Here is a 24,731-nt window from a genome sequence, read left to right as displayed (position 1 = left end):
TCGCATGCGAAATCAGCCGTTGCGGATCGCGATGCGCATTTCAGCCAGCAGCGTCCCCAGCTCGAACGGCATCCCGAACGCGCCCAGCGTGAAGGCCGCAAGCGTCCAGTCTTCAAGATGCTCCGTGACCTGCAGCCCCGCTATGCGTCGCACTAGCGCCAACGCTTCGAGTCCCGCGCACGACGCGCCAAGTTCGAACCCGTCGCGACACACATCCAGAATCGCTGTCCGCTGTTCGATGGAGAACAGATCCACCAGCTCAGCGGCCGGAGGACATTCCTCGTGCCGCAGGTTGTCCGCCAGTTCCCACAGCGCGATCCGGCCGTCAAACTCAGGCTTGGCCACAGCACGGACCCCGGCGTCATCCTCTTCACTCGAAGGCACCTTGCGAGCCACGGACGATTTCTTCAGTTCCGCGAGCACCGCCCTGGCCTCTTTGCGCCCAACCTTTCCCTGGCGAATATTCATGTCGAGCACCGTCGCATGTGACTGGCTCAACGCGCCCACTTTCGCGACGCATTGCAGCAGTTCAACGTCCTCAGTCACGCCGTCCTCAAGCAGCTTTCTCGCGCGCCAGTCGAAGCCCTCATAAGTCAGCGCAAGCCGCTTTGAGACCCACGCGCTCGACTTCTTCACGCGATCCGCAACACGGTCCACCTTCCCGAGCCGGTCATACAGACGCCGAATCGCGTTTGCCTCGTCCTGCAAACTCAGTTCTTCGCGCTGGATGTTCTCCGCGAGTTGCATATCGTCTGCAGCCTCATCGGTCACGTCGCCCACCAGTGCGGGCACCGCAGACAGGCCAGCCATACGAGCCGCGCGAATCCGCCGCTCACCCGCGATGAACCGATACCGGCCATCAACTGGCGTACGCAACAGCACCGGCTGCAAAATCCCGCGCACCTTCACATCAGCGGCCAGCTCGGCAAGCGTCTGCTCATCGAATACCGTGCGCACCTGTTCCGGCATGTCGATCACGTCCAGCGCCACGAACTGCAACGCCGGGCCATCCGACACCGGAAACACATCCCCATTCAGCGGCACGACCGCCGCTTTTCTCGTTCTTCCCGCCATCACGATCCCCATGTTTCGCATGCGAAAAAGTGGGCCGCAGACTTCACGACCCGTACTGAGGCAATCTATCCCCACCACCGCCCCCAACTTAGCCCCGTCACAAGGGCCTTAGTGAACGCGGCGAAGAAAGATCACAGGCACCACGTCAAACGGACCGTCGCAATGGTCACGACCCGCATGCACCGCTTCGTCCGCATCACCAAAGCCGCCCGCATCGCGAAGCCGAGGCGTAAAGCTCACGTCGCCATCGGCCGGACACAAGAACTCGCCGCTCAACAGTTCCTGCACCACGTACACCACCGCGCCGTTCACGGTTACCCCTTGGCGCTGGCCGAGCGCGAAAGCGGCTTGAGCGAGTGCATGAGCGTCTTCTGCGTCTTGCCATTCGTGACAATCTCGAATTCCGCTTCGCCTTCAAACGGAAACGGCAGGTGCTTGTACTTGTCGAACTCCGCCGACGTACCGAGCGTGAATTCCCCGACCGCGAACCCCTTAGCAGTTCCCTTCGACTCGTCCAGTTGCGTCTCTGTGTAAACCTTCGTCGAATCGAACGCCGTGCCGTTGTCCATCTCGCCCTTGCTCGCCTTCATCCCCAGAACCTTCACCTGACTCACGAATTTCATGGCAATCCTTATCAAATGTAGTGGCTGACATAAAGACCTCTTCCCCCGGCCAGCCGTCATCGGAGGGGTCTAAATCGTTAAACGCGCGAACGGGATCACGCCTATGAATCGGCGCGTCGCATAGCTCGTAATCGGGGACCTTCAGGCGCTCCGGCCATTCTCCCGAGGCGTTCGTGATTGCGTCAAGCACAGCCTCATCGCCGAGAAGCGGGCGCAAGACGCCGAAGTACTTGCCGTACGAAGCGCGGATATTGCGTAGGCTCGCGTCAACGTTGATCTCTGCGGCTTTGCGCTTGACCTCGATACGCTGCGGAGTACACCCCTGTTCAAAGAACCGCAGGCACGGATAGGCGCCGACGAAATAACCTGACGGGTCAAGCAGCACGTCGAGCGGGATCACGCGCTTGTTATTGCGCACCTCGACCTCGAAGCGCACCCACGGTGACGACTCGTCGCCTTGCTCCATCCCCTTTTCATAGACGCGGCAGAGCTTGCCATTGCGGCGCAACCCAACGTAAAGGCTACGGCCCTTGCCGGTCGGATTCTTCCAGTCCCCGCGATGCTCGTGGCTCGGTGCACGCCCCGAAGCCGAAAACAGTCCGTCGTCATACCAGGCGTCGGCCTGATCCACCGTGTATTCGCCCTCCATGCAGTCGTGCGCAAGGTCCACCCGCGTGATCGTCGGACGCCGTGCTACCCTCGACAGGAAGTCGTGTAACCGGCCCTCCCATCCTGGCTTCGCCGCAATGCAACCCTGGCCAGTGACGTTGACCAGCATCGTCGCGCGCTGACTTGACCCGCCCAAGGCGATATAACCGTATCCGTCGCCAAGCTCCCACGCGTTCAGGTAGAAATCGCGTCGACGCTTGAGGTCCGCTGTCACGCCGAACCCGAAAATCTCCTCGAAATAGCGACTGGCCTCCCGCACATACTGTTCGTCGCCAACAAGCTGCTCGCGAGCAGTCTTTGACCATGTTTCCTCACCTACCGTGAAGCGCAAGGTGTCGACTACTGCAACCTGTCCACCAGTCGGCACCCGTACAGCAATTGTTTTGATCTCACCGGATTCCGTGACGACCATCTGCAACCGTTCGACTGTCGCGAGCGGCGCTATGTCCATTCCCCCCCTGTTAGTCGTGGGGGGGCATTCGCCCGACGCGCCGCCGCGTACGTCCTCATCCTTGCGGGCGTGCGCGGCGGCGCTCCGGTCGGAGACGCCATTAGTACTACGAATGGGATTGCTCAGAAGAGTGTCTTTTAGCTTGCCCATGGTTACGCCGTGACCTCCACAGGAACCAGCGTCAAGCGGTTTGGCTGACGCATTTGACGGTAGAGAGCGGCGCGAGCCTTGTCGCGCGCCTTTGCTGCGGACGCGGCGCGAACCTCCACTGTCGCGACCCGCGTCCCGATGCTTGAATACGCATGCACCCGGTATGCAGACACAGCCACCCCGTTTTCCTTGGTTTTCGTGATCCGGAAACGCTCCGGTTTACCTTTCTGCCGAAACTGCTAGACTGCGGTGTTGATCGATTCCGCAAACATTTGACCGTTTGTTCAAACGAACGGGCGAATTATTTGAACACATGTTCAAATTTGTCAAGGGGCAAAATATGACGATTGCTGAACTTCTAGATGCGGCGAAGCGCAAGCAGGGCTCGCTCGGCGCTATTGCCGACCACTTCGGGTTCCATCAGTCCTGCCTGTCCACCTGGCGTTCAGGCAAGCGCAAACCCGACGCGGGCGCAATCATGTTGCTCGCAGAACTGGCAGAGTTGCCGCCGTTCGAAACGCTCGCGCAAATCGAACTCGAACTGGACGACAAGCACCAATCAGTTTGGGCACGCGCCCTGGGAAACCTCCGCGCGGCCGGAGTAGCCGCGACCGTGACCCTCACACTGGGGACCTGTTTGGCGATGCTGTCGAGCCATGACGCACAGGCTTCGCAGACGCATACGGTTCGGAACTCACCCTTTCCGCCAGAGCATCAATGAAAAACGGGCCCCTGCGGCCCGTTTTCGTTTGGCCCCGCACAATCTGTCTCCGCACTTCAATACAACTCGATTAGTTGCTCGTGGCGCACCGGGTTCCCGATGAATAAATGTTTCTCGGTCAAATACGGCTCCGCTAGCCAATACGCCGAAGCATTCCCATACTCATGATGTGCCCACACGACACCCGCGAGAATGTCGACGAATTGCAGCGGCAGGCAATCCTTGCTTTTCCAAGGTGTTGTTTGTAGCGCGGTATCGCAAATCGATGCGAGTTCGGTTGACAGGTACTCGTGCAACCCGTGCTTGTATTCAACCTTCATCGACCGTTTGTCTGGAATGAAGCACACGGATTCGTGCTCGCGCATGAGGTCGAGAAGCAGGCATTTCACCATAAAGTTATACAGACCATTAGGATTACGACGGAATGCGCCGTTAACATTCTCCTTCCGAACGGTGATGGCCATGAAGCGTATATCGGGATGTTTCTCGTGGATTTCCGGCAGCGCCAGCGCGAAACGTTCGTGTTCCCCGCGGGAAAGCACAACAGACTTCAACTCATTCTTCGCGGCACGGCCGCGTTTCTTATACAGGCCACGAACGACTCGATTGAGTACAGACTCCCGTCCATCGGGAATGACGACGGCTGCCAACGTGAAGTATTGGCTCGACCCTCCGCGAAGATACGGTTCGGTCAGTTTCCAGCCAAGACATCCACTTTCATCGAGGTAGATCGTTACGCCATGGGCCCACAAGAAAAAAATAGCCTCCCCGGAGGGAGGCTATCGGATAGTGCGATACCCGGACCTGGCGTACCGAATAGTACGCTTACGATTGCAGGCGCCAAATTTTCGCAGGTTGCCCGGGCATATTTAAATCGCAACGCCGCTACAACTTCAGTATGCACGTAAGCGTCGCGATTCACAATCGTTGAATAAAAAATATTTTCTGGCGGATTAAATTATCGATCTCTTGATAAGAAATCCAATACATTTACAGTTATGCTCCAATCGAATTCTCGATCACGAAATATGAAATTAGGATCTCATAGGAATGTCTGATATTCCGTTCAAATCTTCAGGCGGTATGTGCGAATGCGACGTCTGATGCATCGGGTCCGTTGATCTGCGACCTTCACCCGACCCAACGCACATCCCTTCAACGCCTCGCATCTCTCTAACCTCTCGCCCCGAAGCGAACTCGCTACTCCAGGCATCAGCAGCCGGGTATGTATTCTGCTCGCGATGTCATAGTGATGACCGAGTCTCGCGATACCGTTTATAGCCCGATCAGGCATAACATAGGTGTCGTCCCCTTTCCTCCGATATTTCAAGGTCGGCAACCTTATGGCAACCCGCGACCGGAAAACCGCATTCGTTGCTGGCGATAAACATTGCGCGCCGGCGGACCCGGCTTCATCGACCGACGGACCACTCAAGGGGCTCGTCGAAGCGAACGACCATTGCGCGCTGGCAATCCTCGATCGCGACGGCTGCGTGATCAGCTGGAATATCGCCGCCGAGCGCCTGACCGGCCATGTGCGCGCCGATGTGTCGGGGCGCCACCTGTCGTTCCTGTACGCCGGCGCGGCGACCGACGGTGGGCTTGCCGCGGATGCGCTTGCACAACGCGATCTGAACAGCGCCGCGTACCAGGGGCGCATCGACGGCGAGCGCCGGCTGCGGCGCATCGGCAACACGCCGATACGCGCAGGCGTGGCGATTAGCGCGGCGACGGATCCGACAGGGGAGCTTGCCGGCTTCAACTGTATGTTCACAGCGTGCGAGGACGCGTCGGTCATCGACGACGCGCAACTGATCGACGCAAGCTCCGAACGTTTCGCGCAGATCGTCCAGGATATCCAGGACTACGCGATCTTTATGCTCGATCGAGGCGGCCATGTGATGAGCTGGAACGCCGGGGCGCAGCACATCAAGGGTTACCGGCCCGACGAGATCATCGGACGCCATTTTTCGACGTTTTACTCGGCTGAGGATAAAGCAGCGGGCAAACCCGAGCGCGAACTGGTGCTGGCGGAACAGTTCGGCCGGGTTGAAGACGAAGGCTGGCGTATCCGCAAAGACGGCACGAAGTTCTGGGCGAACGTCGTGATCACCGCGTTGCGTGGCGCCGACGGGCGACTGCGCGGCTTCGCGAAGGTCACCCGCGACCTCACCACGCGGCGCGCGCAGGAAGAGACGCTGCGGCAAAGCGAGGAACGGTTCCGTCTGATGGTGGAGTCTGTCAAGGATTATGCGATCTTCATGCTGGATGCGGATGGCAATGTCGCGACGTGGAACTCGGGCGCGACGCAGATCAAAGGCTATCAGCGTGACGAGATCATCGGCCGGCCGATCTCGGTGTTTTACAGCGCCGACGACAACGCCGCACTCAAGCCGCAGCGCGAGCTCGAGATTGCAGCCAGATTCGGCCGCGTCGAAGACGAAGGCTGGCGGGTGCGCAAGGACGGTTCGATGTTCTGGGCCAATGTTGTGATCACCGCCGTGCGCGACAGCACCGGACGTCTGCTCGGCTTCGCGAAGGTCACGCGGGATATGAGCGAACGCAAACGGCTTGAGGAACTCGAGGTGTCGAGCCGCCGGATGAGTGAGTTTCTCGCCACGCTCGCGCACGAGCTGCGCAATCCGCTTGCGCCGGTGCGCAACGCGGTAAGCGCGATGCAGCTCGCCCCGGACACCGATCCGCTGCTGCGCCAATGCCGCGACGTGATCGACCGCCAGGTCGGCCATCTGACCCGTCTCGTCGACGATCTGCTCGACATCGGCCGTATCACGACCGGCAAGATCGATCTGCGCATCGCGCCAGTCGATATACAGGATGTGGTCACGCGCAGCATCGAGGCTGCCCGGCCGTTTACCGACGCGCGCGGGCAAACGATCAGAGTGGTGATGCCGGCCACGCCGCTCGCGGTGCGCGGCGATCTGACCCGCCTCGTGCAGGTGCTGCAGAACCTGCTGAACAACGCATCGAAGTTTTCGCCGAACGGCACGCAGATTTCGATTCATGTCGCGACCGAGCGCCGCTCGGTCGTGGTGCGCGTGAAGGACCAGGGGCGCGGAATTCCGGAAAGCGCGCTCGATTCGATCTTCGACCTGTTCATGCAGGAAGGGCATGCGCAGAACCCGACCGACACGGGCCTCGGTATCGGGCTCACGTTGTGCCGCTCGCTGGTTGAACTGCATGGCGGCGCCATCCTTGCATCCAGCGCTGGCCGCGGGCGCGGCAGCACGTTCACCGTGCGACTGCCGCTCGCGCCCGGCGCGGGGCACGATCACGATGACACGCCGTCTTCCATCGCGACTACCCCGTACAGTGCAGCGCTGCGCGTACTGGTGGTCGACGATAACCGCGACTCGGCAGACAGTCTTGCCGTCCTGCTCGAGATGAAGGGACACGAGGCGCGCGTTGCCTACGATGGCCAGAGCGCGGTTGCGGCCGCCAAGTCCTATGTGCCGCATCTGGTCCTGACCGACCTCGCAATGCCGAACGTGGACGGGTTCGGCCTGCTGCGCGAACTGCGCTCGAATCCGAAGCTGTCGCTCACGCGCGTCGTTGCCATGTCCGGTTTCGGTCAGGCAAGCGACCGCGAGCAATCGCTCGCCGCAGGTTTCGATGCGCATCTGGTGAAGCCGCTGGAAATCGACGTGCTGAACGAATTGCTGGACAGCGTGTCGCGCCCCACTTCAAATCATTGACCATACGTTCTGCGTACGGTTAAGAATTTTCCAGAAATATCGCATTCAATCTAAGAATAAATAGGATTCGCAAATCGCGAGATAGCTGCAATCGCACGCAGAATTGGGAAACTTTGTAATCGTATGGCTTTTCGACGGAGGAATCCCTTTACTAACCGAAAGTTTGTGCCTACGATTAAGTTGCATTTTTTTCTTGAGCAATCCGAATAGCAATGTCAATGCTCCGCGCTATCGTACTGGACGCGATAGCGAACGTTCTAGCGATGTGCGCTGCATGGGTGCGCGCATCGAATCGAAATCCCAGTTCCCAGTTAAACGCAATCAGAACAAGTTGTTGAAGTCGTCAGTGTTTCGAATGATCGACGCGTCGAATGGTCGGCGCCGGCATCTGCATCGCCCGTATTCCCAGCCGGCATCGCGCGCGGTCACCAGGCAGGCAAATCAGGTTGTCTTGTGCGAGCGTCGACGAGGAACGTAAGCCATGAAGATTGCCATCTTTGCCGTCGCGAATGCGGTTGCGGCTCGTCTTAACCGGTTGTTGGGCCCAGGCCTGGCGCCGTGGTCGGTTCGATCATGGGCTCCGTCGTTGGCCCCTTTGCGTGACCCTCGACGAGGCATTGCGGTCAACGCGGCTGAACCATTGCTTCATGTTTCGTCAGTGACGCGCGTCGATCCGACGGGTCGGGCGGGCGTTGCGTCGCGGGTTACGCGCCGCACGGATGCGCGCGTGGGTCCGCGCATGGGTCCGTTCACGCGTGCGTGGCGCGCGGTCTTCACGCGCGAGCCCACCAGCGCCATCCCGGACGTCTCACACGTATTCGCGGCGCTTGAGCATGCGCCGGTCGCTGCGATCATCGTGGATCAGCAAGGGCGGATCGCGCGCGCGAATGCGCAGACCGAACGGCTCTTCCAGTATCGACGCTGCGATCTGGCCGGTCTACCGGCGGAACTGCTCGTTCCCCATCTGCTGAGCACCGCGCACGAACGGCCGCATCCGCTCTGCGTGCCGGAAGTGTCTGACGCACACGAGGCCGTACGAACCCGCGAGATCCACGCGAAACGCCGTGACGGCACCCTGTTTCCGGCCGAAGTCGTGGCGAGCGAGGTGCGTGATGGCGATTGCGTCGCTACGCTCGCGTTCATCACCGACCGCACCGAGCGCTACGAGCTCAAGCGTGATCGCCAGGAACTCGCGCATCTGACGCGCGTGTCGACGCTCGGCGAACTCGCGGGTTCGCTCGCGCATGAACTGAACCAGCCGCTGACTGCGATCCTGAGCAACGTTCAGGCGGCGCAACGCTTTATCGATCTCGATCCCCCCGATCTCGCCGAGGTCCGCGAAATTCTCAAGGACATCGTCGACGACAGCTGCCGCGCGAGCGAAGTGATTCGCCGGATCCGCGCATTCGTGAAGAAAGACGAACTGGAGCTCGTGCGACTCGATGTCGGCGACGTACTGCGCGACGTGATGCAGCTTGTGCATAGCGATGCAATCGTGCGTGGCGTGCATCTATCGGTCGACATTGACGATGCCCTCCCTCGGGTACGCGGCGACAAGATTCAGTTGCAGCAAGTCGTGCTTAACCTCGTGATCAACGCGTTCGATGCGGTAAGTGATGGCGACACGCTCGAACGTGGGGTGACCGCGTTTGCGGGACTCGATCGCGACGGCAATGTGCGCGTGGCAATTCGCGACCGCGGGCCGGGGATCGCGGCCGACCGGCTCGAGCGGATCTTCAAGCCATTCGTCACATCGAAAGCGCACGGAATGGGTCTCGGTCTGTCGATTAGCCGCTCGATCGTGGAGATGCATCGCGGGCGGCTTTGGGCCGAAAACAATGCCGACAAGGGCATGACGTTCTACGTCGTGTTGCCGCCATGGAGCATGCCGGAAACGGCGTGATGATCATGATGAACGAGCGGAACAAGCGCGATGCAACCGTGTATGTGGTCGACGACGAAGCGAGCGTGCGCCGCGCGCTGACCCGTCTGATCCAGGCGGCGGGCTACCGGGTCGCCGCCTATGGCGCGGCCGACGAGTTCCTCGCGCGGGTGCCGGTTGGCGGACTCGACGCAGGGCTATCGCACGAGGAGGGGCCTGCGTGTATCGTGCTCGATGTGCAAATGCCCGGCTTGAGCGGACTCGAGTTGCAACGCGAACTGCCCGCATCGTTGCCGATCATTTTTCTTACCGGCCACGGCGATATTGCGATGACCGTCGGCGCACTCAAGGCCGGCGCGGCGGATTTCCTGACCAAGCCGGTGCGCGATACCGACCTGCTGCGCGCGATCGAACAGGCGCTTGCCCGTTCCGCCGACGCCTTGCAGAGTCTGCGCGAACTGCACGAACTGCGCAGCCGCGTCGAACGGCTCACGCCACGCGAGCGCGAAGTGATGGATCTCGTCGTGCTAGGCCGCCTGAACAAGCAGGTGGCGTGCGAACTCGGCACTGTCGAGAAGACGGTAAAGGCGCATCGCGCGCGCGTCATGCAGAAGATGGAAGTGAGCTCGCTTGCCGAACTGGTGCGTGTGGCCGACAAGGTCGCGCGAGCCGGCGCTACGCACAGTCTGGATGCGCGGGATTGACCGCCCGACGCGACAAGACACACCGGACTCCTTCGCATCCCTTCCGATCGGCCGCCGTACTGGACCAAGGTCCAATATCGCTGTGGCGCGCCGTCTCATAGTCTATTGCTGGGAACGCCTTCGCAGACGTCTGCATGCGCGTTGCCGGTCACCGGACTATTCAAATGGGCACTGCCAAACCATTCGTTGTGGTGGTTGACGACGATGCATCGGTGGGCCGGGCGATCAAACGATTGTTGCGCTCCGTCGGGATCGTGGCTGACACGTTCGCGAGCGGCGACGAATTTCTGGACACTCTGTCGTCCATGCCCTCGTATCGCCCCGACTGCGTGATTCTCGACGTGCAGATGCCTGGTTCGAACGGACTCGAGGTCCAGCGGCAGCTGGCGGGTCAAGCCGTGCCGGTGATTTTCATCACCGCACACGACGACGCAGGGGTGCGCGGCGAAGCGCTTGCCGCCGGCGCGGTTGCGTATCTGCGCAAGCCGTTCAACGACGCACTTTTCATCCGCACCGTGTGCGCGGCGCTGAAGATCGAGGCGCCGCGTTGACATAGGCGATGGCGTTCTGGCTTGTCGGAACAGCTATTGGACCAAGGTCCAATTGTCTTCGATCCTGGGCACTTCCAATATGACAGCATCGCACTTGCCTTCTTCTGGACGGCGAGCGTCGAGGCGCGTCCATGCGCTGCGCACAGGCGGCGGACCAGATGGGCGTGGGAGGCAATGAGACAGATCAAGGGTAGACAGAGATGAAACCAGCGATGCGAATCGCGCCTGTGCCGGCAGCACCCGTACGGGCGGTTCCGGCTGCCGCGGCTACACCATTTGATGAGCATAACGATCAGGCGGAGCAAACATAATGAATCGATCGTTTGAGCGCGACGTGCAGCGGTCGCGTGCCGTGATCAGGGGCCGGCGCGCACGCTGGTGGCTGCCGCTTGCCGCAGCCGTGGCCCTCTTCGCCGGATGCAAGAAGCCGCCGGCCGAAGCGCAGCGGCCACCCGTCGAAGTGACGATCGTCACGGTCGAAGCGAAGGCGACACCCGTCGATTTCGAGTTCACCGCGCAAACGGAAAGCTCGCGCCAGGTCGAGATCCGCGCACGTGTCGAGGGCTTTCTCGATAGGCGGATGTACACCGAGGGCGACCTCGTGCGTCCGGGGCAGACCATGTTCATCATGGACCGCAAGCCGTTCGAAGCGGCGTTGCAGACGGCCAAGGGCGAACTCGCACAGCAGCAGGCGCGGCTGACGGTCACAAAAGCGAATCTCGCGCGCGTGGTGCCGCTTGCCGCGCAAAACGCGTTGAGCAAGAAGGATCTCGACGACGCGATCGGTAACGAGAAGGAAGCGGAAGCCGCGGTGATTGCCGCGCAAGGTCAGGTGCAAACCGCCGAGCTTAACCTGAGCTACACGATCATCAAGTCGCCGCTACTTGGCGTGTCGAGTTATGCGCGCCAGCAGGAGGGCAGCTACGTGACACCGACCCAGGGTGGTTTGCTGACCTACGTGTACCAGCTCGATCCGATCTGGGTGAACTTCAGCATTTCCGAAAATGAGTTGCTGCGCTATCGCGAACAGATCAAGAAGGGACAATTGATTTTTCCGACGGACAATAAGTTCGACGTGAAAGTGATCCTGGCCGATGGTTCGACCTACCCGGATGTGGGCCATATCGATTTCACGAACCCCGCGTTCAGTTCCGAGACCGGCACGTTCCTGGTGCGCGCGGTGTTTGCGAATCCCAAGGGCGTATTGCGTCCAGGCCAGTTCGTACGTGCGCGGGTGTCCGGCGCGGTGCGGCCAAACGCAATCCTTGTCCCGCAGAGCGCCGTGCAGCAGGGTTCGAAGAGCCACTTCGTGTGGGTGCTCGACAAGGAATCGAAGCCGCATCAGCGGGTCGTCGAAGTGGGTGACTGGCACGGCGACGACTGGTTCATCACGCAAGGCTTGCAAACCGGCGAGCGGGTCATCGTCGACGGCGCGATTCGCGTGAACACGGATTCGCAGATCAAGGTCGTCGGCACAGCGGCGCCCGGCGGTAGCGCGGACAAACCGGCAGCTAGCGCGCCGGCATCGGCCGCGGGGGCGAGCCTGGCGCCGCATGAGCAGCCGCCACGTGTGCAGCTCGCCCAGCGGCGGCCAGACGGCGGCGCACGAAACAGAGCAGGCGACAGCGTGATCAGGTGAGCGAGCCGACCCGATGAATATCTCCCACTTCTGTATCGACCGGCCGATCTTCGCATCGGTCCTTTCGATCATCATCACGCTGGGTGGCGCGCTGGCGATGCTATCGCTGCCCATCGCCCAGTATCCGGACATCACGCCGCCGCAGATCACGGTGACCGCCACGTATCCGGGCGCGAGCGCCGACGTGGTGGCGAACAACGTCGCCGCGCCGATCGAGCAGCAGGTCAACGGCGCGGACAACATGATCTACATGAGCTCGTCGAGCTCGTCGACCGGCAACCTGACGATCAACGCGTACTTCGAGATCGGCACGAACCCCGAGCTCGCGCAGGTGGATGTGCAGAACCGCGTGAACCTCGCGCTGCCGCAATTGCCGCAGTCCGTGCAGGCACAGGGCGTGTCCGTGCAGAAGAAGTCGCAGGCGTTCATGATGGTGATCGCGATCTATTCGCCGACCGAGCGCTACGATTCGACCTACATCGCGAACTACGCGAACATCTATGTACTCGATGCGCTAAAGCGCATTCCCGGCGCGAACCAGTCGAGCATCTTCGGCACGCCGGACTACGCGATGCGCATCTGGCTGCGGCCTGACCGGATGGCGCAACTGGGCATCACCGCCGCCGATGTGCAGACCGCGGTGGCCAACCAGAACCAGCAGTACGCGGTCGGCCGTCTTGGGCAGTCGCCGACGGGCGGTCCGGTCGAGCAGTCGTTCGCGGTCACGACCACCGGACGGCTCACGGAGCCGTCGGAGTTCGAGAACATCATCATCCGCGCACAAAGCGGCGGCGCCGCGATCGTGCGTCTGAAAGACATCGGCCGCGCCGAGCTCGGGCAGAAAGATTATTCGATCCGCAGCAGGTTCCAGGGCAAGCCCGCCACCGTGATCGCCGTCTATCAGCAGCCGGGCGCGAACGCGCTCGACGTCTCGAAGGCGGTGCGCAAGACGCTCGAGGAGATGAAAAAGACGTTCCCGGAAGGGATCGACTACAAGATCGCAATGGATACGACCGAGTTCACGCGCGCGTCGATCTCGGACGTGGTCCACACGTTCTTCGAAGCAGTCGTGCTGGTGGTGATTGTCGTGTTCGTGTTCCTGCAGAGCCTGCGCGCGACACTGATTCCGGTGCTTGCAGTGCCGGTGTCGATCGTCGGCACGTTCATGGGGATGTCCGCGCTCGGTTTCTCGATCAACATGCTGACCTTATTCGGCATGGTGCTCGCGATCGGCATCGTCGTCGACGATGCGATCGTCGTGATCGAAAACGTCGAGCGCAACATGACCGTGCTCAAGCTCGATCCGAAGACTGCCGCGAAGCAGGCGATGGACGAGGTGGCCGGGCCGGTCGTCGCGATCGTGCTGGTGCTGTGCGCGGTGTTCGTGCCGGTTGCGTTTATCGGCGGCATTACCGGCCAGATGTACAAGCAGTTCGCGATCACCATCGCGATTTCGGTGGTGATCTCCGGCTTCGTCGCACTGACGCTGTCGCCGGCGCTCGCCGCGCTGCTCCTTAAGCCCGGGCACGGTGAAAAGCGTGGCTTTTTCCGCTGGTTCGACAACCAGTTTGCGCGGATGACGGCCGGCTACACGCGTGCAGTGCAACTGATCATCAAACGCTTCGCGATCGGTCTGCTGATTTTTGCCGGCGTGATCGTGCTCGCGATATGGATGATGCGCACGATTCCGGGCGCGTTCCTGCCACCGGAGGACCAGGGCTATCTGCTCGGCGCGATCATCATGCCCGATGCGGCGAGCCTCGACCGCACCGGCGAGGTGTCGCAACACGTGACTGACTACTTCATGAAAGAGCCCGCGGTCGACAGCGTGACTATCGTCGACGGCTACAGCCTGCTCGACAGTCAGACGAAGAACAACTCGTCCACGTTCTTTATCGGCTTCAAGCCGTTCGACGAACGCTATACGCGGGCGAACATCCGCACGCAAAATGCGCGGGCGGTGCTGATCAACGCATACAAGACGCTGTCGCAGGTCAAGGAAGGGATTATCGTGCCGCTGAATCCGCCTGCGATTCCGGGCCTCGGCACGACCGGCGGCACCGAGGTGTGGATCCAGAGCAAGGGCGATGCGACGGTGGCGCAGTATGCGGCGGTCGTCAACGACTTCGTCGAGAAGGCGAAGCAACGGCCCGAGCTGTCCGGCGTCACCTCGACGTTCAATGCGTCGTCGCAGCAATTGCTGGTGAACGTCGACCGCGACAAGGCGACCACGCTCGGCGTGCCGGTCGAGGCGGTCTACAGCGCGATGCAGACGATGTTCGGTTCGCTGTACGTGTCGCAGTTCAATCGCAACAGCCGGCTGTGGCAGGTGATCCTGCAGGCCGAACCGACCTATCGCCTGAGGCCGGAAGACCTGACACAGGTGTTCGTGCGCAGCAGCTCGAATGAAATGGTGCCGTTGAAGTCGGTGGTGACCTACAAGTACGTGACCGGACCGGACCTGATCACGCGCTTTAACAACTATCCGGCCGTCAAGATCACGACCAACGCGGCGCCAGGCTACAGCTCCGGGCAGGTGATCCAGGCGCTCGAGGACATCGGTGCGCAGATGCCGGAGGGCTACAGCCTCGCGTGGAGCGGTGAAGCGTTTGAAGCGAAGCAGGCGGGCGGCACGTCGGGGCTCGTGTTCGTGTTCGGCCTCGTGATGGTGTTCCTGATCCTCGCCGCGCAATACGAGAAGTGGAACCTGCCGGTCGGCGTGCTGATGGCGGTGCCGTTCGCGATCTTCGGCGCGTTGCTCGCGATCCTGCTGCGCGGACTGAACAACGACGTGTACTTCCAGATCGGCCTGACGATGCTGGTCGCGCTCGCCGCGAAGAATGCGATTCTGATTTTCGAGTTTGCGGTGTTGAACCGGCATACCGGCAAGTCGGTGTTCGATGCGACGATGACCGCGGCGGAAGAGCGGCTGCGTCCGATCGTGATGACCTCGCTCGCGTTCATTCTCGGCTGCGTGCCGCTTGCGATCGCGACCGGTGCGTCGGCGAACAGCCGGCATTCGATTGGCACCGGCGTGATCGGCGGGATGTTGGGTGCGACGGCGATCGCAGTGTTCTTTATCCCGATGTTCTACTACGTGCTCGAGACGCTGTCCGACAAGCGTAAAGGCAAGAAGAAGGCCGGCACGGCGGGCGATGTGCCGCCGTCGGGGCCGCCTTCGAGCCCAACGTCTGGCCCAGGTGCCGGTCCAGCCTCGGGCGGCCCGAGCTCCGGCGGCCCGGCTGCGCCGCCTGCGGAGCCGGGTACGGGCGGTCATGCCGGGTCAGCGGGCGCGGCCGGGCCGGGCGGTTCGCACGTGACGCCGTCTGCCCGTCGCGAGGGTGAATGACATGCGACATTCACTACATACGCTTACCGCCGCGTCGGTGCTTGCATTCAGCCTGTCCGGCTGTCTGCTCGGTCCGAACTATCAGCGGCCGGCGATCGACACGCCAGCGACGTTCCGCTTCCAGGAAGGCGAAGCCGCCGATCTCGCGAACACCGAATGGTGGACGCAATTCGACGACCCGGTGCTCAACGACCTGATCGCGACCGCACTCGCCGACAACAAGGATGTGAAGGTCGCCGCCGCGCGCGTCGACCAGTTCCTCGGCCAGTTCTGGAGCACGCGCTCTGCGCTGTTTCCACAGGTCGGCGCCGGCTTTAGTGCGGCGCGCGAGCGTGTGACCCAGTCCGGGCCGACGCCGGTGTTTTCGAATGGGGCGATTTTCAACGACTTCCAGGGGCAGATCAACGCGTCTTGGGAAATCGATCTGTTCGGGCGCAACCGACGCCTGACCGAATCGGCGCGCGCGAATCTGCTGTCGACCGAAGAAGGTCGACGCGCGACGATCCTGGCGCTGGTCGCATCGGTTGCGCAATCGTATATCGCCCTGCTGAGTCTGGACCGGCAACTGGAAATTGCGAAGGCAACCACACAGAGCCGCGCCGAGTCGGTGCACGTGTTCGAGCTGCGTTTCCATGGCGGCGAGGTGTCGCAGATGGAACTTGCACAAAGCCAGTCCGAATATGAAGCGTCCGCAGCGACGATTCCGCAGCTCGAGGCACAGATTGCGCAGCAGGAGGACGCGCTGTCCGTGCTGCTCGGCCATAACCCGGGGCCGATTCTGCGCGGCCGGGAACTGGCGGCGCTCGGCGCGCCGCCGGTGCCGGCGGGATTGCCTTCGGACCTGCTGCAGCGGCGCCCGGACCTTCGTCAGGCTGAGGAGAATCTGATTGCCGCGAACGCGCAGATCGGCGCCGCGCGCGCGCTGTATTTCCCGTCGATTTCGCTGACCGGATTTTTCGGCACCGAGAGCAGCCAGTTCTCGAATCTGTTCACGGGGCCGTCGAAAATATGGGCGTTCGCTGGCTCGGTCACGCAGCCGATCTTCACCGCCGGCAACATCAGCGGGCAGGTGAAACAGGCCGAAGCGCTGCAGCAACAGGCGCTATACACGTATCAGAAGGCGATCCAGACCGCGTTCCAGGAAGTCGACGATGCATTGATCTCATCGCAGAAGCTGCGTGAACAACTGGTGGTTCAGGGCCGCCAGGTCGAGGCGCTGCGCACCTATTCGACCATGGCGCGGTTGCGTTACGAGGGCGGTTATACCAGCTACATCGAAGTGCTCGATGCGGAGCGCAGTCTCTTCAACTCGGAGCTGAGCGAGACGCAAACCCGCCAGGCGGTGCTGACCTCGTATGTGTTGCTGTACCAGGCGATGGGCGGCGGATGGGTCGTCGATGCGGAAAAGATGACGACGCAACAATCGTCGCTCACCGGCGCCGACGCCGGTGCCGGTGCAGGCAATGGCAATGGCAATGGCAATGGCAATGGCAATGGCAATGGCAATGGCAATGGCAATGGCAATGGCACCCAGCCGGCATCCGGCGCAGCGCCTGCGGAGAACGTCAAATGAACACGCCGCGCGGCGTGCCGGAAGTCGACCTCGCTCGTTCCAGCGGTGTCATCGCCTGTCACGAGTGCGATCTGCTGCAGCGTGAGCGGCCGTTGCCGGTTAACGGTGTGTTGCACTGCTGCCGCTGCCGCGCGGCGCTGTACCGGCGTCACGTGGGCAGCCTTGACCGCGCGCTGGCCTACTCGATTGCCGCGCTCGCGCTGTTTGTGCTCGCGAACATATTTCCGATTGTCGGGCTGTCGGTGAACGGCGATCTTGTCGAGACCACGCTGTTCGGCTCGGTCCACGTGTTGTATCGCGATGGGATGTGGCCGCTCGCGCTGCTCATATTCGTCACGACCTTGCTGATGCCCGCGCTGCAGGCGGCGGGCATCGTCTGGCTGTTGTTGCCGCTGCGTCTCGGGCGCCGGCCGTATCGCGCGGATCGGGTATTCCGGCTGCTGCATATCGCGCAGTCGTGGGGAATGACCGAGGTGCTGATCCTCGGGCTGCTGGTGGCGCTCGTGAAGCTCGCGCATATCGCGAGCGTCGTTCCCGATATCGCGCTGTGGTCGTTCATTGCGCTGATGCTGCTGCTGGCCGCGGCAGCGGCCGCATTCGATCCGCGCGATCTGTGGGCGCGTCTCGAAGGGCCGCCCGAAGTAGCGGAGCCCGAGATCGTCGCGCGCGGCAACGCGGCGGCGCCGGCGTTTCCCGCGCGCACCGCCGCCGGCTGCGGACGCTGCGTGTGCCACGACTGCGGCTTGCTGTCCCCGCCGCTCGCGGGTGCGCATCGTCACGACGTGCGCTGCGCGCGCTGCGGCAGCCGTCTGCACGTGCGCAAACCGAACAGCCTCGCGCGCACATGGGCGTTTCTGCTCGCCGCGCTGGTGCTGTATCTGCCGGCGAATCTGCTGCCGGTGATGCACACCAGTTCATTGTTCGGTGCACAGAAGGACACGATCATGAGCGGCGTCGTCTATTTGTGGACGTCCGGCTCGTGGCCGCTCGCGGTGCTGGTATTCATAGCGAGCATCGCCGTGCCGATGCTGAAGATCCTCGCGATCGCCTTTCTCGCCGGCTCGGCGAACCTGGGTTTGCGCTGGCAGCCGGTGCAACGTGCGCGGATCTACCGGCTGGTCGAGCTGGTCGGCCGCTGGTCGATGCTCGACATCTATGTGATCGCGATCCTGACCGCGCTCGTGCAGTTCAATGCCCTTGCGACGATCACCGCAGGCCCGGCCGCCATCGCGTTCGGCGCGGTCGTCGTGCTAACGATGTTTGCCGCGATGTCGTTCGATCCGCGGCTGATCTGGGATACGAGGCAACCCGCTCATGGCGCATCCTCCTGACTCACCGCCGCCCGACCTTCCGGACGCGCTCGCCGTGCCGCGTTCGCGCTGGCGCGTCCAGTGGATCTGGCTCGTGCCGCTGATCGCGGTGCTGATCGGCGTCTGGCTCGCGGCGCGGGCAATTCTGGAGCAAGGCCCGACCATCACGATCAGCTTCAAGACCGGCGAAGGCCTCGAGGCGGGCAAGACCAAGATCAAGTTCAAGGACGTCGATATCGGCGTCGTGAAATCTGTCGCGCTGTCGAAGGACTACTCGCGCGTCGTGGCAACCGCCGAACTCACGCAAGATGCATCCAACATGCTGGTCGACGATACGCGCTTCTGGGTCGTGCGCCCGCGCGTATCGGGCGGCACCGTGTCGGGTATCGGCACGCTGCTGTCCGGCGCCTACATCGGCATGGATATCGGCAAGGCAAAAGGCGGGCGGCGCGATTTCGTCGGTCTCGAGACGCCGCCGGTGTTCGCCAGCGATGTGCCGGGGCACGAGTATGTGCTGAGGAGCGACGATCTCGGCTCGGTCGATGTCGGCACGCCGGTCTATTTCCGCCGCCTGCAGGTCGGACAGGTGGTCGCGTACGAACTGGACCCGAACGGCAAGGGCGTCACGCTGCGCGTGTTCGTCAACGCGCCGTACGACAAGTTCGTCACCCCCAACACGCGCTTCTGGCACGCGAGCGGGGTCGACGTATCGCTCAATACCGAGGGCGTGAAAGTCAATACCCAGTCGCTTGTGTCGATCCTGATCGGCGGCCTCGCGTTCCAGTCGCCACCCGACGCGCCCGACGAGTCACCGGCGCCCGCGCATACGACGTTCCAGCTCTTTAGCGACCGTACCGAAGCGATGAAGACGCACGATCGGATCGTCGTGGACTACGTGTTCAATTTCAAGGAGTCAGTGCGCGGGCTCGTGGTCGGTGCGCCGGTCGATTTCCGCGGTATTCAGATCGGTGAGGTGGCGGCGATCCATACGCGCTTCGATCCGGTCACGAGGCAGTTCAGCATCCCGGTCCAGGTGAAGTTCTATCCGGAGCGCTTTACGTCGCGCTACGAGTCGGAGCCGCGTGGCGGCAGGCTGACGCGCTCCCCGCGCGAGATGGCCGACTTCCTCGTGTCGCGCGGCATGCGTGCGCAACTGAAGACCGGCAGCCTGATCACGGGCCAACTGTATATCGCGCTCGATTTCTTCCCGAACGCGCCGAAAGCGGAAGTGAACTGGGATCGCGACCCGCCCGAACTACCGACCGTGCCGAGCGGCCTGCAATCGCTGCAGGAATCGGTCTCGGAACTGATGGCGCGGATGAACAAGATTCCGTTTGAGTCGATCGGCAAGAACGCGCAGCAGACGCTTGCGCGTGCCGATACGCTGCTGCAAAGCTTCAACACGGACCTGGTGCCGCAGGCGCGCGACACGTTGACAGCGGCGCGCACCACGCTCGATTCGGCGAATTCCGCATTGCAGCCCGATTCGGCGCTGCAGCAGGATACGACCGATGCGGTTCGCGAGCTGTCGCGCACGGCGGCGGCGCTGCGTTCGCTCGCGGAATATCTCGAACGGCATCCGGAGGCCTTGCTCCGGGGCAAAGCGGGAGACGGAAAGTGATGCGTTCGATGCGCTTGCGTCGTGTGAGTGAACGGATGACAGGCACTCGTGCGCGTGGTCCGCGCGGGGCGCGTGAACGGGCGGCGGCGCCGGTACTCGCACTCATCGCGGCGGTGGCATTGGTGGCGTTCGGCGGCTGCAAGTCGCCGAATTCGTCGTTCTACACGCTCAGCCCCGACGCGTCGCTCGAGCGCACCGGCGCGCCGCTGCGCACAGCCGTCGTGGTCGGGCCCGTGACGGTGCCCGAACTGGTGGACCGGCCGCAGTTCGTCACGCGCGTGTCGGATAACGAAGTCGCAGTCAACGAGTTCGCGCGTTGGGGCGAGCCGCTGAAAAGCGGCATTGCGCGCACGATCGCGGCCGACCTCGGGCAACTGCTCGGCGCCGAACGCGTGTCGATCGCGGCGCAAGCGGCACTTGTCCAGGAGGCCTGCCGCGTGCGGGTGGACATCGTGCGGTTCGATTCCGTGCCGGGCGACGCCGTGACGATCGATGCGCAGTGGGTGGTGCGCGTGCCCGGCAAGCCGTTGCCGGTGTCCGGCCGAACCGTCGCGCGCGAGCCGGTCGGAACGGCCAGCAATGACGCGCTGGTCGCCGCTCACAGCCGCGCGCTGGCGGCGGTGAGTCGCGATATAGCGGCGGCTATCCGTAGCGCACTGCCGTCCTGATGCGCATGCCGCGCCCGCGCCGCGCGTACCCCGGCGTTGCCGATCAAGCGGCTGTGCCTACCGGTCCACGCCCATGAAAAGCGTGATTTTCCATCTCGTCGTGTTCCTGGGCGCGGCGCTCGTCGTCGTGCCGCTGTCGATCCGGCTTGGCTTTGGCGCGGTACTCGGCTATCTGCTTGCGGGTGTGCTGATCGGCCCGGCAGTGCTGAAGCTGGTGAGTAACGTCGATGCGATCCTGCACTTCTCGGAACTGGGCATCGTCCTGATGATGTTCGTGATCGGCCTCGAGATGCATGTCGGACGGCTCTGGGCGATGCGACGGACGATTTTCGGCTATGGCGGCATGCAGATGGTGCTATGCGCCGGGCTGCTGACGGCAATCTTTCTGCTGTTCGGCTCGCGTTGGCAAATCGCGCTGACGGCGGGTCTCGCGCTTGCGCTCTCGTCGACCGCGATGGCGGTGTCGGAATTGCAGCAGCGCGGGCAATTGAGCACGCCCGCAGGTGAAGCCGCGTTCGGCATCCTATTGTTTCAGGATCTGGCGGCGATTCCGCTGATCGCGTTGATGCCGCTCCTGAGCCCGCTCGAGCTGGGCGGAAGCGCGGCGCAGAACTGGTTCGCGACCGGCAAAGCCTTCGCGATGCTGGCGGCGGTCGTGGTGGTGGGCCGGGTGGCGCTGCGGCGCGGCCTGGGCATCGTGTCGCGCACCGGCGCGCCGGAAATCTTCACCGCCTTCGCGCTTCTTTGGGTGATCGGTGTCGCGCTGCTCTTTCACAGCGTGCATCTGTCGGCGTCGCTTGGCGCGTTTCTGGCCGGCGTGCTGCTCGCCGATTCCGGCTATCAGCAGCGGGTCGAAGCGGATATTGCGCCGTTCAAGGGCCTGTTGCTCGGACTGTTCTTTATCGCGATCGGCATGTCGATCGACTTCAATGTGCTCGCGCACGACACGCGCCGTGTACTGATTGTCGTCGCGGCGGTGGTGGGCATCAAGGCCGCGGCGCTCTGGTTGCTCGCGCGGCGCTTTGACGTGCCGCGCGAGCAACGCGCGTACTTCGCGCTGCTGCTGTCTCAGGGTGGCGAGTTCGCGTTTGTCGTGATGTCTTCGGCGCTTGCGGTGCGGGTTGTCGAGCCGCGCGCGTCGGCCATCGTGACGCTTGCGGTCGTGCTGTCGATGATCACGACGCCGCTGCTACTGTTGCCGTTCCGGCGCCTGCTGCCGGCGCCGTCGACGGTTGCGGGCGCAACCATAGGACAAAACGGGACGGCCCAGGTGAGCCCTCCGGATAGCCCGGATGCGCCGCGCTAGGAAATGCGCCGTGTTGAGACTCGGTACAATGGCTGATCGATAACCGGGTGCGCGCCGCGCGAGCCGCAGGCCGTATGGCGCGCACCGCCCCGATTTTGTGCACATGGCCATTACCTACAAGACTCCTGATGACATCGCGAAGCTGCGCATTGCCGGCCGTCTCGCGGCCGACGTGCTCGTGATGATCGGCGAACACGTGAAACCCGGGGTGTCGACTGACGAGCTCGACGCGCTGTGCCGCGAATTCATCGTCGATACGCAGCATGCGATTGCGGCGAACATTGGTTACATGGGCTTTCCGAAAACCATCTGTACGTCGGTGAACTCGGTCGTATGCCATGGCATTCCGGACCGCAATGAGATTCTGAAGGACGGCGACATCGTCAATATCGACGTCGCGGTGATCAAGGACGGCTATTTCGGCGACACGAGCCGCATGTATACGGTTGGCGAGCCGAGCAAGGTCGCGCAGCAACTGATCGACACCACGTACGAGGCAATGGTGGCGGGGATTCGTCAGGTGAGGCCCGGTGCGACGCTGGGCGATATCGGCCACACCATCCAGAAGGTCGCGCAACGCGACGGCTTTTCGATCGTGCGCGACTACTGCGGCCATGGCATCGGCAAGGTGTATCACGAAGACCCGCAAGTCCTGCACTACGGCCAGCCGGGACAGGGGGTGCGCCTGAAACCGGGCATGGTGTTTACGATCGAGCCGATGGTCAATGCGGGCCGCGCCGGCACCGTTGTGATGCGCGATGGGTGGACGGTCGTGACCAAGGACAGATCGTTGTCCGCGCAATGGGAGCATATGATTGCAGTCACGGGAGACGGCTTTGAAGTGCTGACACCGTGGCCTGACGGCACCGGCCGCTACGATGCGCCTTGATCTGTCTGTCGCTGCGGCGGCGGTGTGAGTGCGTGCGCCGATGTCTCAAATAAGGATTTGACTCGTACGGCGGTTCAGTTAGGCTATACCGTTGAGCGGAAAGGGTCAGGTCGAAGCGGGCGGTGCGGCTTCGCGCGATTCGTTCGTGCGGGTACGATCGGGTTTGGGTTGGGGTTTATGGTTTTACGCTTTCAGGTCCGGGAATCTACGTCTGCATGAGTCCGTCACTCACCGTTGCGCGCATTGCCGCCAGGCAGGGCGATGTCTTTCGCGAACTCCGTACCGCATCGTTACGGGAGGCGCCTTACGCGTTCGGGGATACGCTCGAGGAAACCTTGTCCGCGGACGCCACCACGTTCGATGCAAAGGCCGCGCTGAATGCGGCTTCCACCACATCCACGACTTTCATTCTTTACACCGAGGGCCATCCGGCGGGCCTGATCGATGCGTGCTTCGACGATACACTCGCGCGCCGCGCGTTCGTGAGCGACCTGTGGGTTGCGCCGGCCGTGCGTCATCTGCGCGGCGGCGAGCTGCTTGTCAATACCGCGAGCGAGTGGCTCGCGCTCGGCGGCGCGACCGAAGTGTACGCATGGATCGCCGACAGCAACCGCAACGCGATGCGCTTTTATGAGCGCCTTGGTTTCGGTCCCACCGGCGATCACCGGCCGACTGCACGCGCTCAGAACCAGTGGGAAACGCAACTGGTGCGCCATGTGACGTCCGCATCCGCGCCGCCGGCCGGGTAAGCGGAGTGCCCGGCGGCGCGCGGTTGGGGCGTCGTCTGCTGTGCGGTCCGTGCGTTTTCTCCATTCGTTGTTCTTTTTGGCGACCGCAGTGTCTGTACGGCGATCGCGTGCGTCGTCCCACGTGCGTCGCTCGCGTTGCTTCGCGGCGTGCGCCGTTTATTGGCAAAAATGTTCGACGCGCGCCAGGACCCCTGTAAAATACGCAAAATTTTTTGCCGAACGCTATGTCGCCCAGGAAATCGCCATTTTTCGAATTGCGCAGCGGTACGGTGGACACGCTTCTGTTCGTGGTGAAAACCACCGACCTCGGCGAAATGCGCGCCGAGCTGACGCGCCGCTTCGAGGCGACCCCCGAATTTTTCGCCCATGACGTCGTCGCAATCGACGTGCGCCGCCTCGCCGCAAACGAGCGCGTGCCGCTTGCCGAGATCGCCGCGCTGCTCGACAGCGTGCGGATGCGGCCGATTGGCGTCGTGGCCGATGCGGCGCAGCACGACTGGGCCAGCGACAGCAGTCTGCCGCTACTCGAAGCGCGCGACCGGCGTCCGACCGCGAAGGCGGCAGGCGACGAAGCCGCGCACGCGCCGGAAACAACGGCTCTGGCTTCATCCGCGCCGGTCGCCACGCCGGCGTCGGGCGATGCCGCCCCGGCGGCCAGCCAACCGGCGGAGCCTGTGCAAATCGGTCCGGCGAGTGCTGCGTCGCAGACGATGGTCATCGACAAGCCGCTGCGTTCGGGGCAGCGCATCTACGCGAAGGGCGACCTCGTCGTGCTCGGTCTCGTGAGCCACGGCGCGGAGGTCATCGCGGAAGGCAACATTCATATCTATGCACCGCTGCGCGGCCGCGCGCTCGCCGGCGTGCACGGCAATCACAACGCGCGCATTTTCTGCACCTGTCTCGAGCCGGAGCTGATCTCGATCGCGGGCATCTACCGTACGACCGAGAACCCGCTGCCGGGCGATGTGCATGGCAAGGCGGTGCAGATCTGGCTCGACGAAGAGAAACTGATGATCGAGCCGCTGCGTCTCACGTAGGGGCGCCGCGGTAGGCGCGCAACACGTGCGTCAGTGGATGCCGGACAACTCA

Annotated in this window: 20 protein-coding genes; 15 read left to right on the top strand and 5 right to left on the bottom strand. The window is 62.7% G+C overall.

Annotated features, from left to right (window positions below):
* Positions 1-12: 12 nt before the first annotated feature.
* The 4 genes from HV796_RS21390 to HV796_RS21375 form a co-directional block, all read right to left on the bottom strand.
* Complete coding sequence (locus HV796_RS21390; RefSeq protein WP_175228507.1) at positions 13-1,074, bottom strand: ParB/RepB/Spo0J family partition protein; 1,062 nt, start codon at positions 1,072-1,074, stop codon at positions 13-15.
* Positions 1,075-1,182: 108 nt separating this feature from the next.
* A complete protein-coding gene (locus tag HV796_RS21385) occupies positions 1,183-1,386 on the bottom strand; it encodes a hypothetical protein (RefSeq protein WP_175228506.1) in 204 nt (67 codons plus the stop codon).
* Between the two features lie 2 nt (positions 1,387-1,388).
* Positions 1,389-1,643, bottom strand: coding sequence for a hypothetical protein (locus tag HV796_RS21380; protein WP_246355969.1), 255 nt, complete (start codon positions 1,641-1,643; stop codon positions 1,389-1,391).
* The gene (locus HV796_RS21375; RefSeq protein WP_175228504.1) at positions 1,567-2,967 is read right to left on the bottom strand and encodes a replication initiation factor domain-containing protein; all 1,401 of its coding nucleotides are present in this window, start codon (positions 2,965-2,967) and stop codon (positions 1,567-1,569) included. The genes HV796_RS21380 and HV796_RS21375 overlap by 77 nt, the downstream gene beginning before the upstream one ends.
* Before the next feature lie 340 nt (positions 2,968-3,307).
* On the opposite strand from HV796_RS21375, the gene HV796_RS21370 reads away from it, so the two are divergent.
* The gene (locus tag HV796_RS21370) at positions 3,308-3,688 is read left to right on the top strand and encodes a transcriptional regulator (RefSeq protein WP_175228594.1); all 381 of its coding nucleotides are present in this window, start codon (positions 3,308-3,310) and stop codon (positions 3,686-3,688) included.
* 56 nt (positions 3,689-3,744) lie between these two features.
* Here HV796_RS21370 and HV796_RS21365 read toward each other — a convergent pair whose 3' ends face one another.
* Entirely contained in the window at positions 3,745-4,440 is a 696-nt protein-coding gene (locus HV796_RS21365) for a DUF3800 domain-containing protein (protein ID WP_175228503.1), read from the bottom strand.
* 591 nt (positions 4,441-5,031) lie between these two features.
* On the opposite strand from HV796_RS21365, the gene HV796_RS21360 reads away from it, so the two are divergent.
* From HV796_RS21360 to minC, 14 genes are all read left to right on the top strand, one after another.
* Positions 5,032-7,401: a PAS domain S-box protein gene (locus HV796_RS21360; RefSeq protein ID WP_175228502.1), complete on the top strand. Its 2,370-nt coding sequence runs from the start codon at positions 5,032-5,034 to the stop codon at positions 7,399-7,401.
* 727 nt (positions 7,402-8,128) lie between these two features.
* On the top strand, positions 8,129-9,304 hold the full coding sequence (locus tag HV796_RS21355) for a two-component system sensor histidine kinase NtrB (RefSeq protein ID WP_246355968.1): 1,176 nt from the start codon (positions 8,129-8,131) through the stop codon (positions 9,302-9,304).
* Positions 9,305-9,312: 8 nt separating this feature from the next.
* Entirely contained in the window at positions 9,313-9,987 is a 675-nt protein-coding gene (locus HV796_RS21350; protein WP_175228592.1) for a response regulator transcription factor, read from the top strand.
* Between the two features lie 164 nt (positions 9,988-10,151).
* Positions 10,152-10,538 carry a response regulator transcription factor gene (locus HV796_RS21345; RefSeq protein ID WP_175228501.1) on the top strand — a complete coding sequence of 129 codons (387 nt, stop codon included), beginning with the start codon at positions 10,152-10,154 and terminating at the stop codon, positions 10,536-10,538.
* Between the two features lie 310 nt (positions 10,539-10,848).
* Complete coding sequence (locus HV796_RS21340; protein WP_175228500.1) at positions 10,849-12,177, top strand: efflux RND transporter periplasmic adaptor subunit; 1,329 nt, start codon at positions 10,849-10,851, stop codon at positions 12,175-12,177.
* 13 nt (positions 12,178-12,190) lie between these two features.
* The gene (locus HV796_RS21335; RefSeq protein WP_175228499.1) at positions 12,191-15,526 is read left to right on the top strand and encodes an efflux RND transporter permease subunit; all 3,336 of its coding nucleotides are present in this window, start codon (positions 12,191-12,193) and stop codon (positions 15,524-15,526) included.
* Position 15,527: 1 nt separating this feature from the next.
* Positions 15,528-17,099, top strand: coding sequence for an efflux transporter outer membrane subunit (locus tag HV796_RS21330; protein ID WP_175228498.1), 1,572 nt, complete (start codon positions 15,528-15,530; stop codon positions 17,097-17,099).
* On the top strand, positions 17,096-18,430 hold the full coding sequence (locus HV796_RS21325; RefSeq protein ID WP_175228497.1) for a paraquat-inducible protein A: 1,335 nt from the start codon (positions 17,096-17,098) through the stop codon (positions 18,428-18,430). Before HV796_RS21330 ends, HV796_RS21325 begins: the two co-directional genes overlap by 4 nt.
* Positions 18,414-20,030, top strand: a complete 1,617-nt coding sequence (locus HV796_RS21320) for a PqiB family protein (protein ID WP_175228496.1) — start codon at positions 18,414-18,416, stop codon at positions 20,028-20,030. The genes HV796_RS21325 and HV796_RS21320 overlap by 17 nt, the downstream gene beginning before the upstream one ends.
* A 35-nt stretch (positions 20,031-20,065) precedes the next feature.
* Positions 20,066-20,698 carry a PqiC family protein gene (locus HV796_RS21315; protein WP_175228495.1) on the top strand — a complete coding sequence of 211 codons (633 nt, stop codon included), beginning with the start codon at positions 20,066-20,068 and terminating at the stop codon, positions 20,696-20,698.
* 73 nt (positions 20,699-20,771) lie between these two features.
* Positions 20,772-22,004, top strand: coding sequence for a monovalent cation:proton antiporter-2 (CPA2) family protein (locus tag HV796_RS21310; protein WP_175228494.1), 1,233 nt, complete (start codon positions 20,772-20,774; stop codon positions 22,002-22,004).
* 103 nt (positions 22,005-22,107) lie between these two features.
* The gene (gene map / locus HV796_RS21305; protein WP_175228493.1) at positions 22,108-22,893 is read left to right on the top strand and encodes a type I methionyl aminopeptidase; all 786 of its coding nucleotides are present in this window, start codon (positions 22,108-22,110) and stop codon (positions 22,891-22,893) included.
* Positions 22,894-23,108: 215 nt separating this feature from the next.
* Positions 23,109-23,642 carry a GNAT family N-acetyltransferase gene (locus tag HV796_RS21300; RefSeq protein WP_175228492.1) on the top strand — a complete coding sequence of 178 codons (534 nt, stop codon included), beginning with the start codon at positions 23,109-23,111 and terminating at the stop codon, positions 23,640-23,642.
* Positions 23,643-23,866: 224 nt separating this feature from the next.
* A complete protein-coding gene (minC, locus tag HV796_RS21295) occupies positions 23,867-24,679 on the top strand; it encodes a septum site-determining protein MinC (RefSeq protein WP_175228491.1) in 813 nt (270 codons plus the stop codon).
* The last annotated feature ends 52 nt before the right edge of the window (positions 24,680-24,731 follow it).

Source organism: Paraburkholderia humisilvae (genome assembly GCF_902859855.1).
In the GTDB taxonomy this organism is placed as follows: domain Bacteria; phylum Pseudomonadota; class Gammaproteobacteria; order Burkholderiales; family Burkholderiaceae; genus Paraburkholderia; species Paraburkholderia humisilvae.
Note: the sequence above shows the minus strand (reverse complement) of the source record. Positions and strands in the feature narration are given on the sequence as shown.

Coding starts and splice junctions, on each gene's coding strand:
- HV796_RS21390 (WP_175228507.1), bottom strand. CDS start 1,074: ATGGCGGGAAGAACGAGAAAAGCGGCGGTCGTGCCGCTGAATGGGGAT.
- HV796_RS21380 (WP_246355969.1), bottom strand. CDS start 1,643: ATGGACAACGGCACGGCGTTCGATTCGACGAAGGTTTACACAGAGACG.
- HV796_RS21375 (WP_175228504.1), bottom strand. CDS start 2,967: ATGGGCAAGCTAAAAGACACTCTTCTGAGCAATCCCATTCGTAGTACT.
- HV796_RS21370 (WP_175228594.1), top strand. CDS start 3,308: ATGACGATTGCTGAACTTCTAGATGCGGCGAAGCGCAAGCAGGGCTCG.
- HV796_RS21360 (WP_175228502.1), top strand. CDS start 5,032: ATGGCAACCCGCGACCGGAAAACCGCATTCGTTGCTGGCGATAAACAT.
- HV796_RS21350 (WP_175228592.1), top strand. CDS start 9,313: ATGAACGAGCGGAACAAGCGCGATGCAACCGTGTATGTGGTCGACGAC.
- HV796_RS21345 (WP_175228501.1), top strand. CDS start 10,152: ATGGGCACTGCCAAACCATTCGTTGTGGTGGTTGACGACGATGCATCG.
- HV796_RS21340 (WP_175228500.1), top strand. CDS start 10,849: ATGAATCGATCGTTTGAGCGCGACGTGCAGCGGTCGCGTGCCGTGATC.
- HV796_RS21335 (WP_175228499.1), top strand. CDS start 12,191: ATGAATATCTCCCACTTCTGTATCGACCGGCCGATCTTCGCATCGGTC.
- HV796_RS21330 (WP_175228498.1), top strand. CDS start 15,528: ATGCGACATTCACTACATACGCTTACCGCCGCGTCGGTGCTTGCATTC.
- HV796_RS21325 (WP_175228497.1), top strand. CDS start 17,096: ATGAACACGCCGCGCGGCGTGCCGGAAGTCGACCTCGCTCGTTCCAGC.
- HV796_RS21320 (WP_175228496.1), top strand. CDS start 18,414: ATGGCGCATCCTCCTGACTCACCGCCGCCCGACCTTCCGGACGCGCTC.
- HV796_RS21315 (WP_175228495.1), top strand. CDS start 20,066: ATGACAGGCACTCGTGCGCGTGGTCCGCGCGGGGCGCGTGAACGGGCG.
- HV796_RS21310 (WP_175228494.1), top strand. CDS start 20,772: ATGAAAAGCGTGATTTTCCATCTCGTCGTGTTCCTGGGCGCGGCGCTC.
- map (WP_175228493.1), top strand. CDS start 22,108: ATGGCCATTACCTACAAGACTCCTGATGACATCGCGAAGCTGCGCATT.
- HV796_RS21300 (WP_175228492.1), top strand. CDS start 23,109: ATGAGTCCGTCACTCACCGTTGCGCGCATTGCCGCCAGGCAGGGCGAT.
- minC (WP_175228491.1), top strand. CDS start 23,867: ATGTCGCCCAGGAAATCGCCATTTTTCGAATTGCGCAGCGGTACGGTG.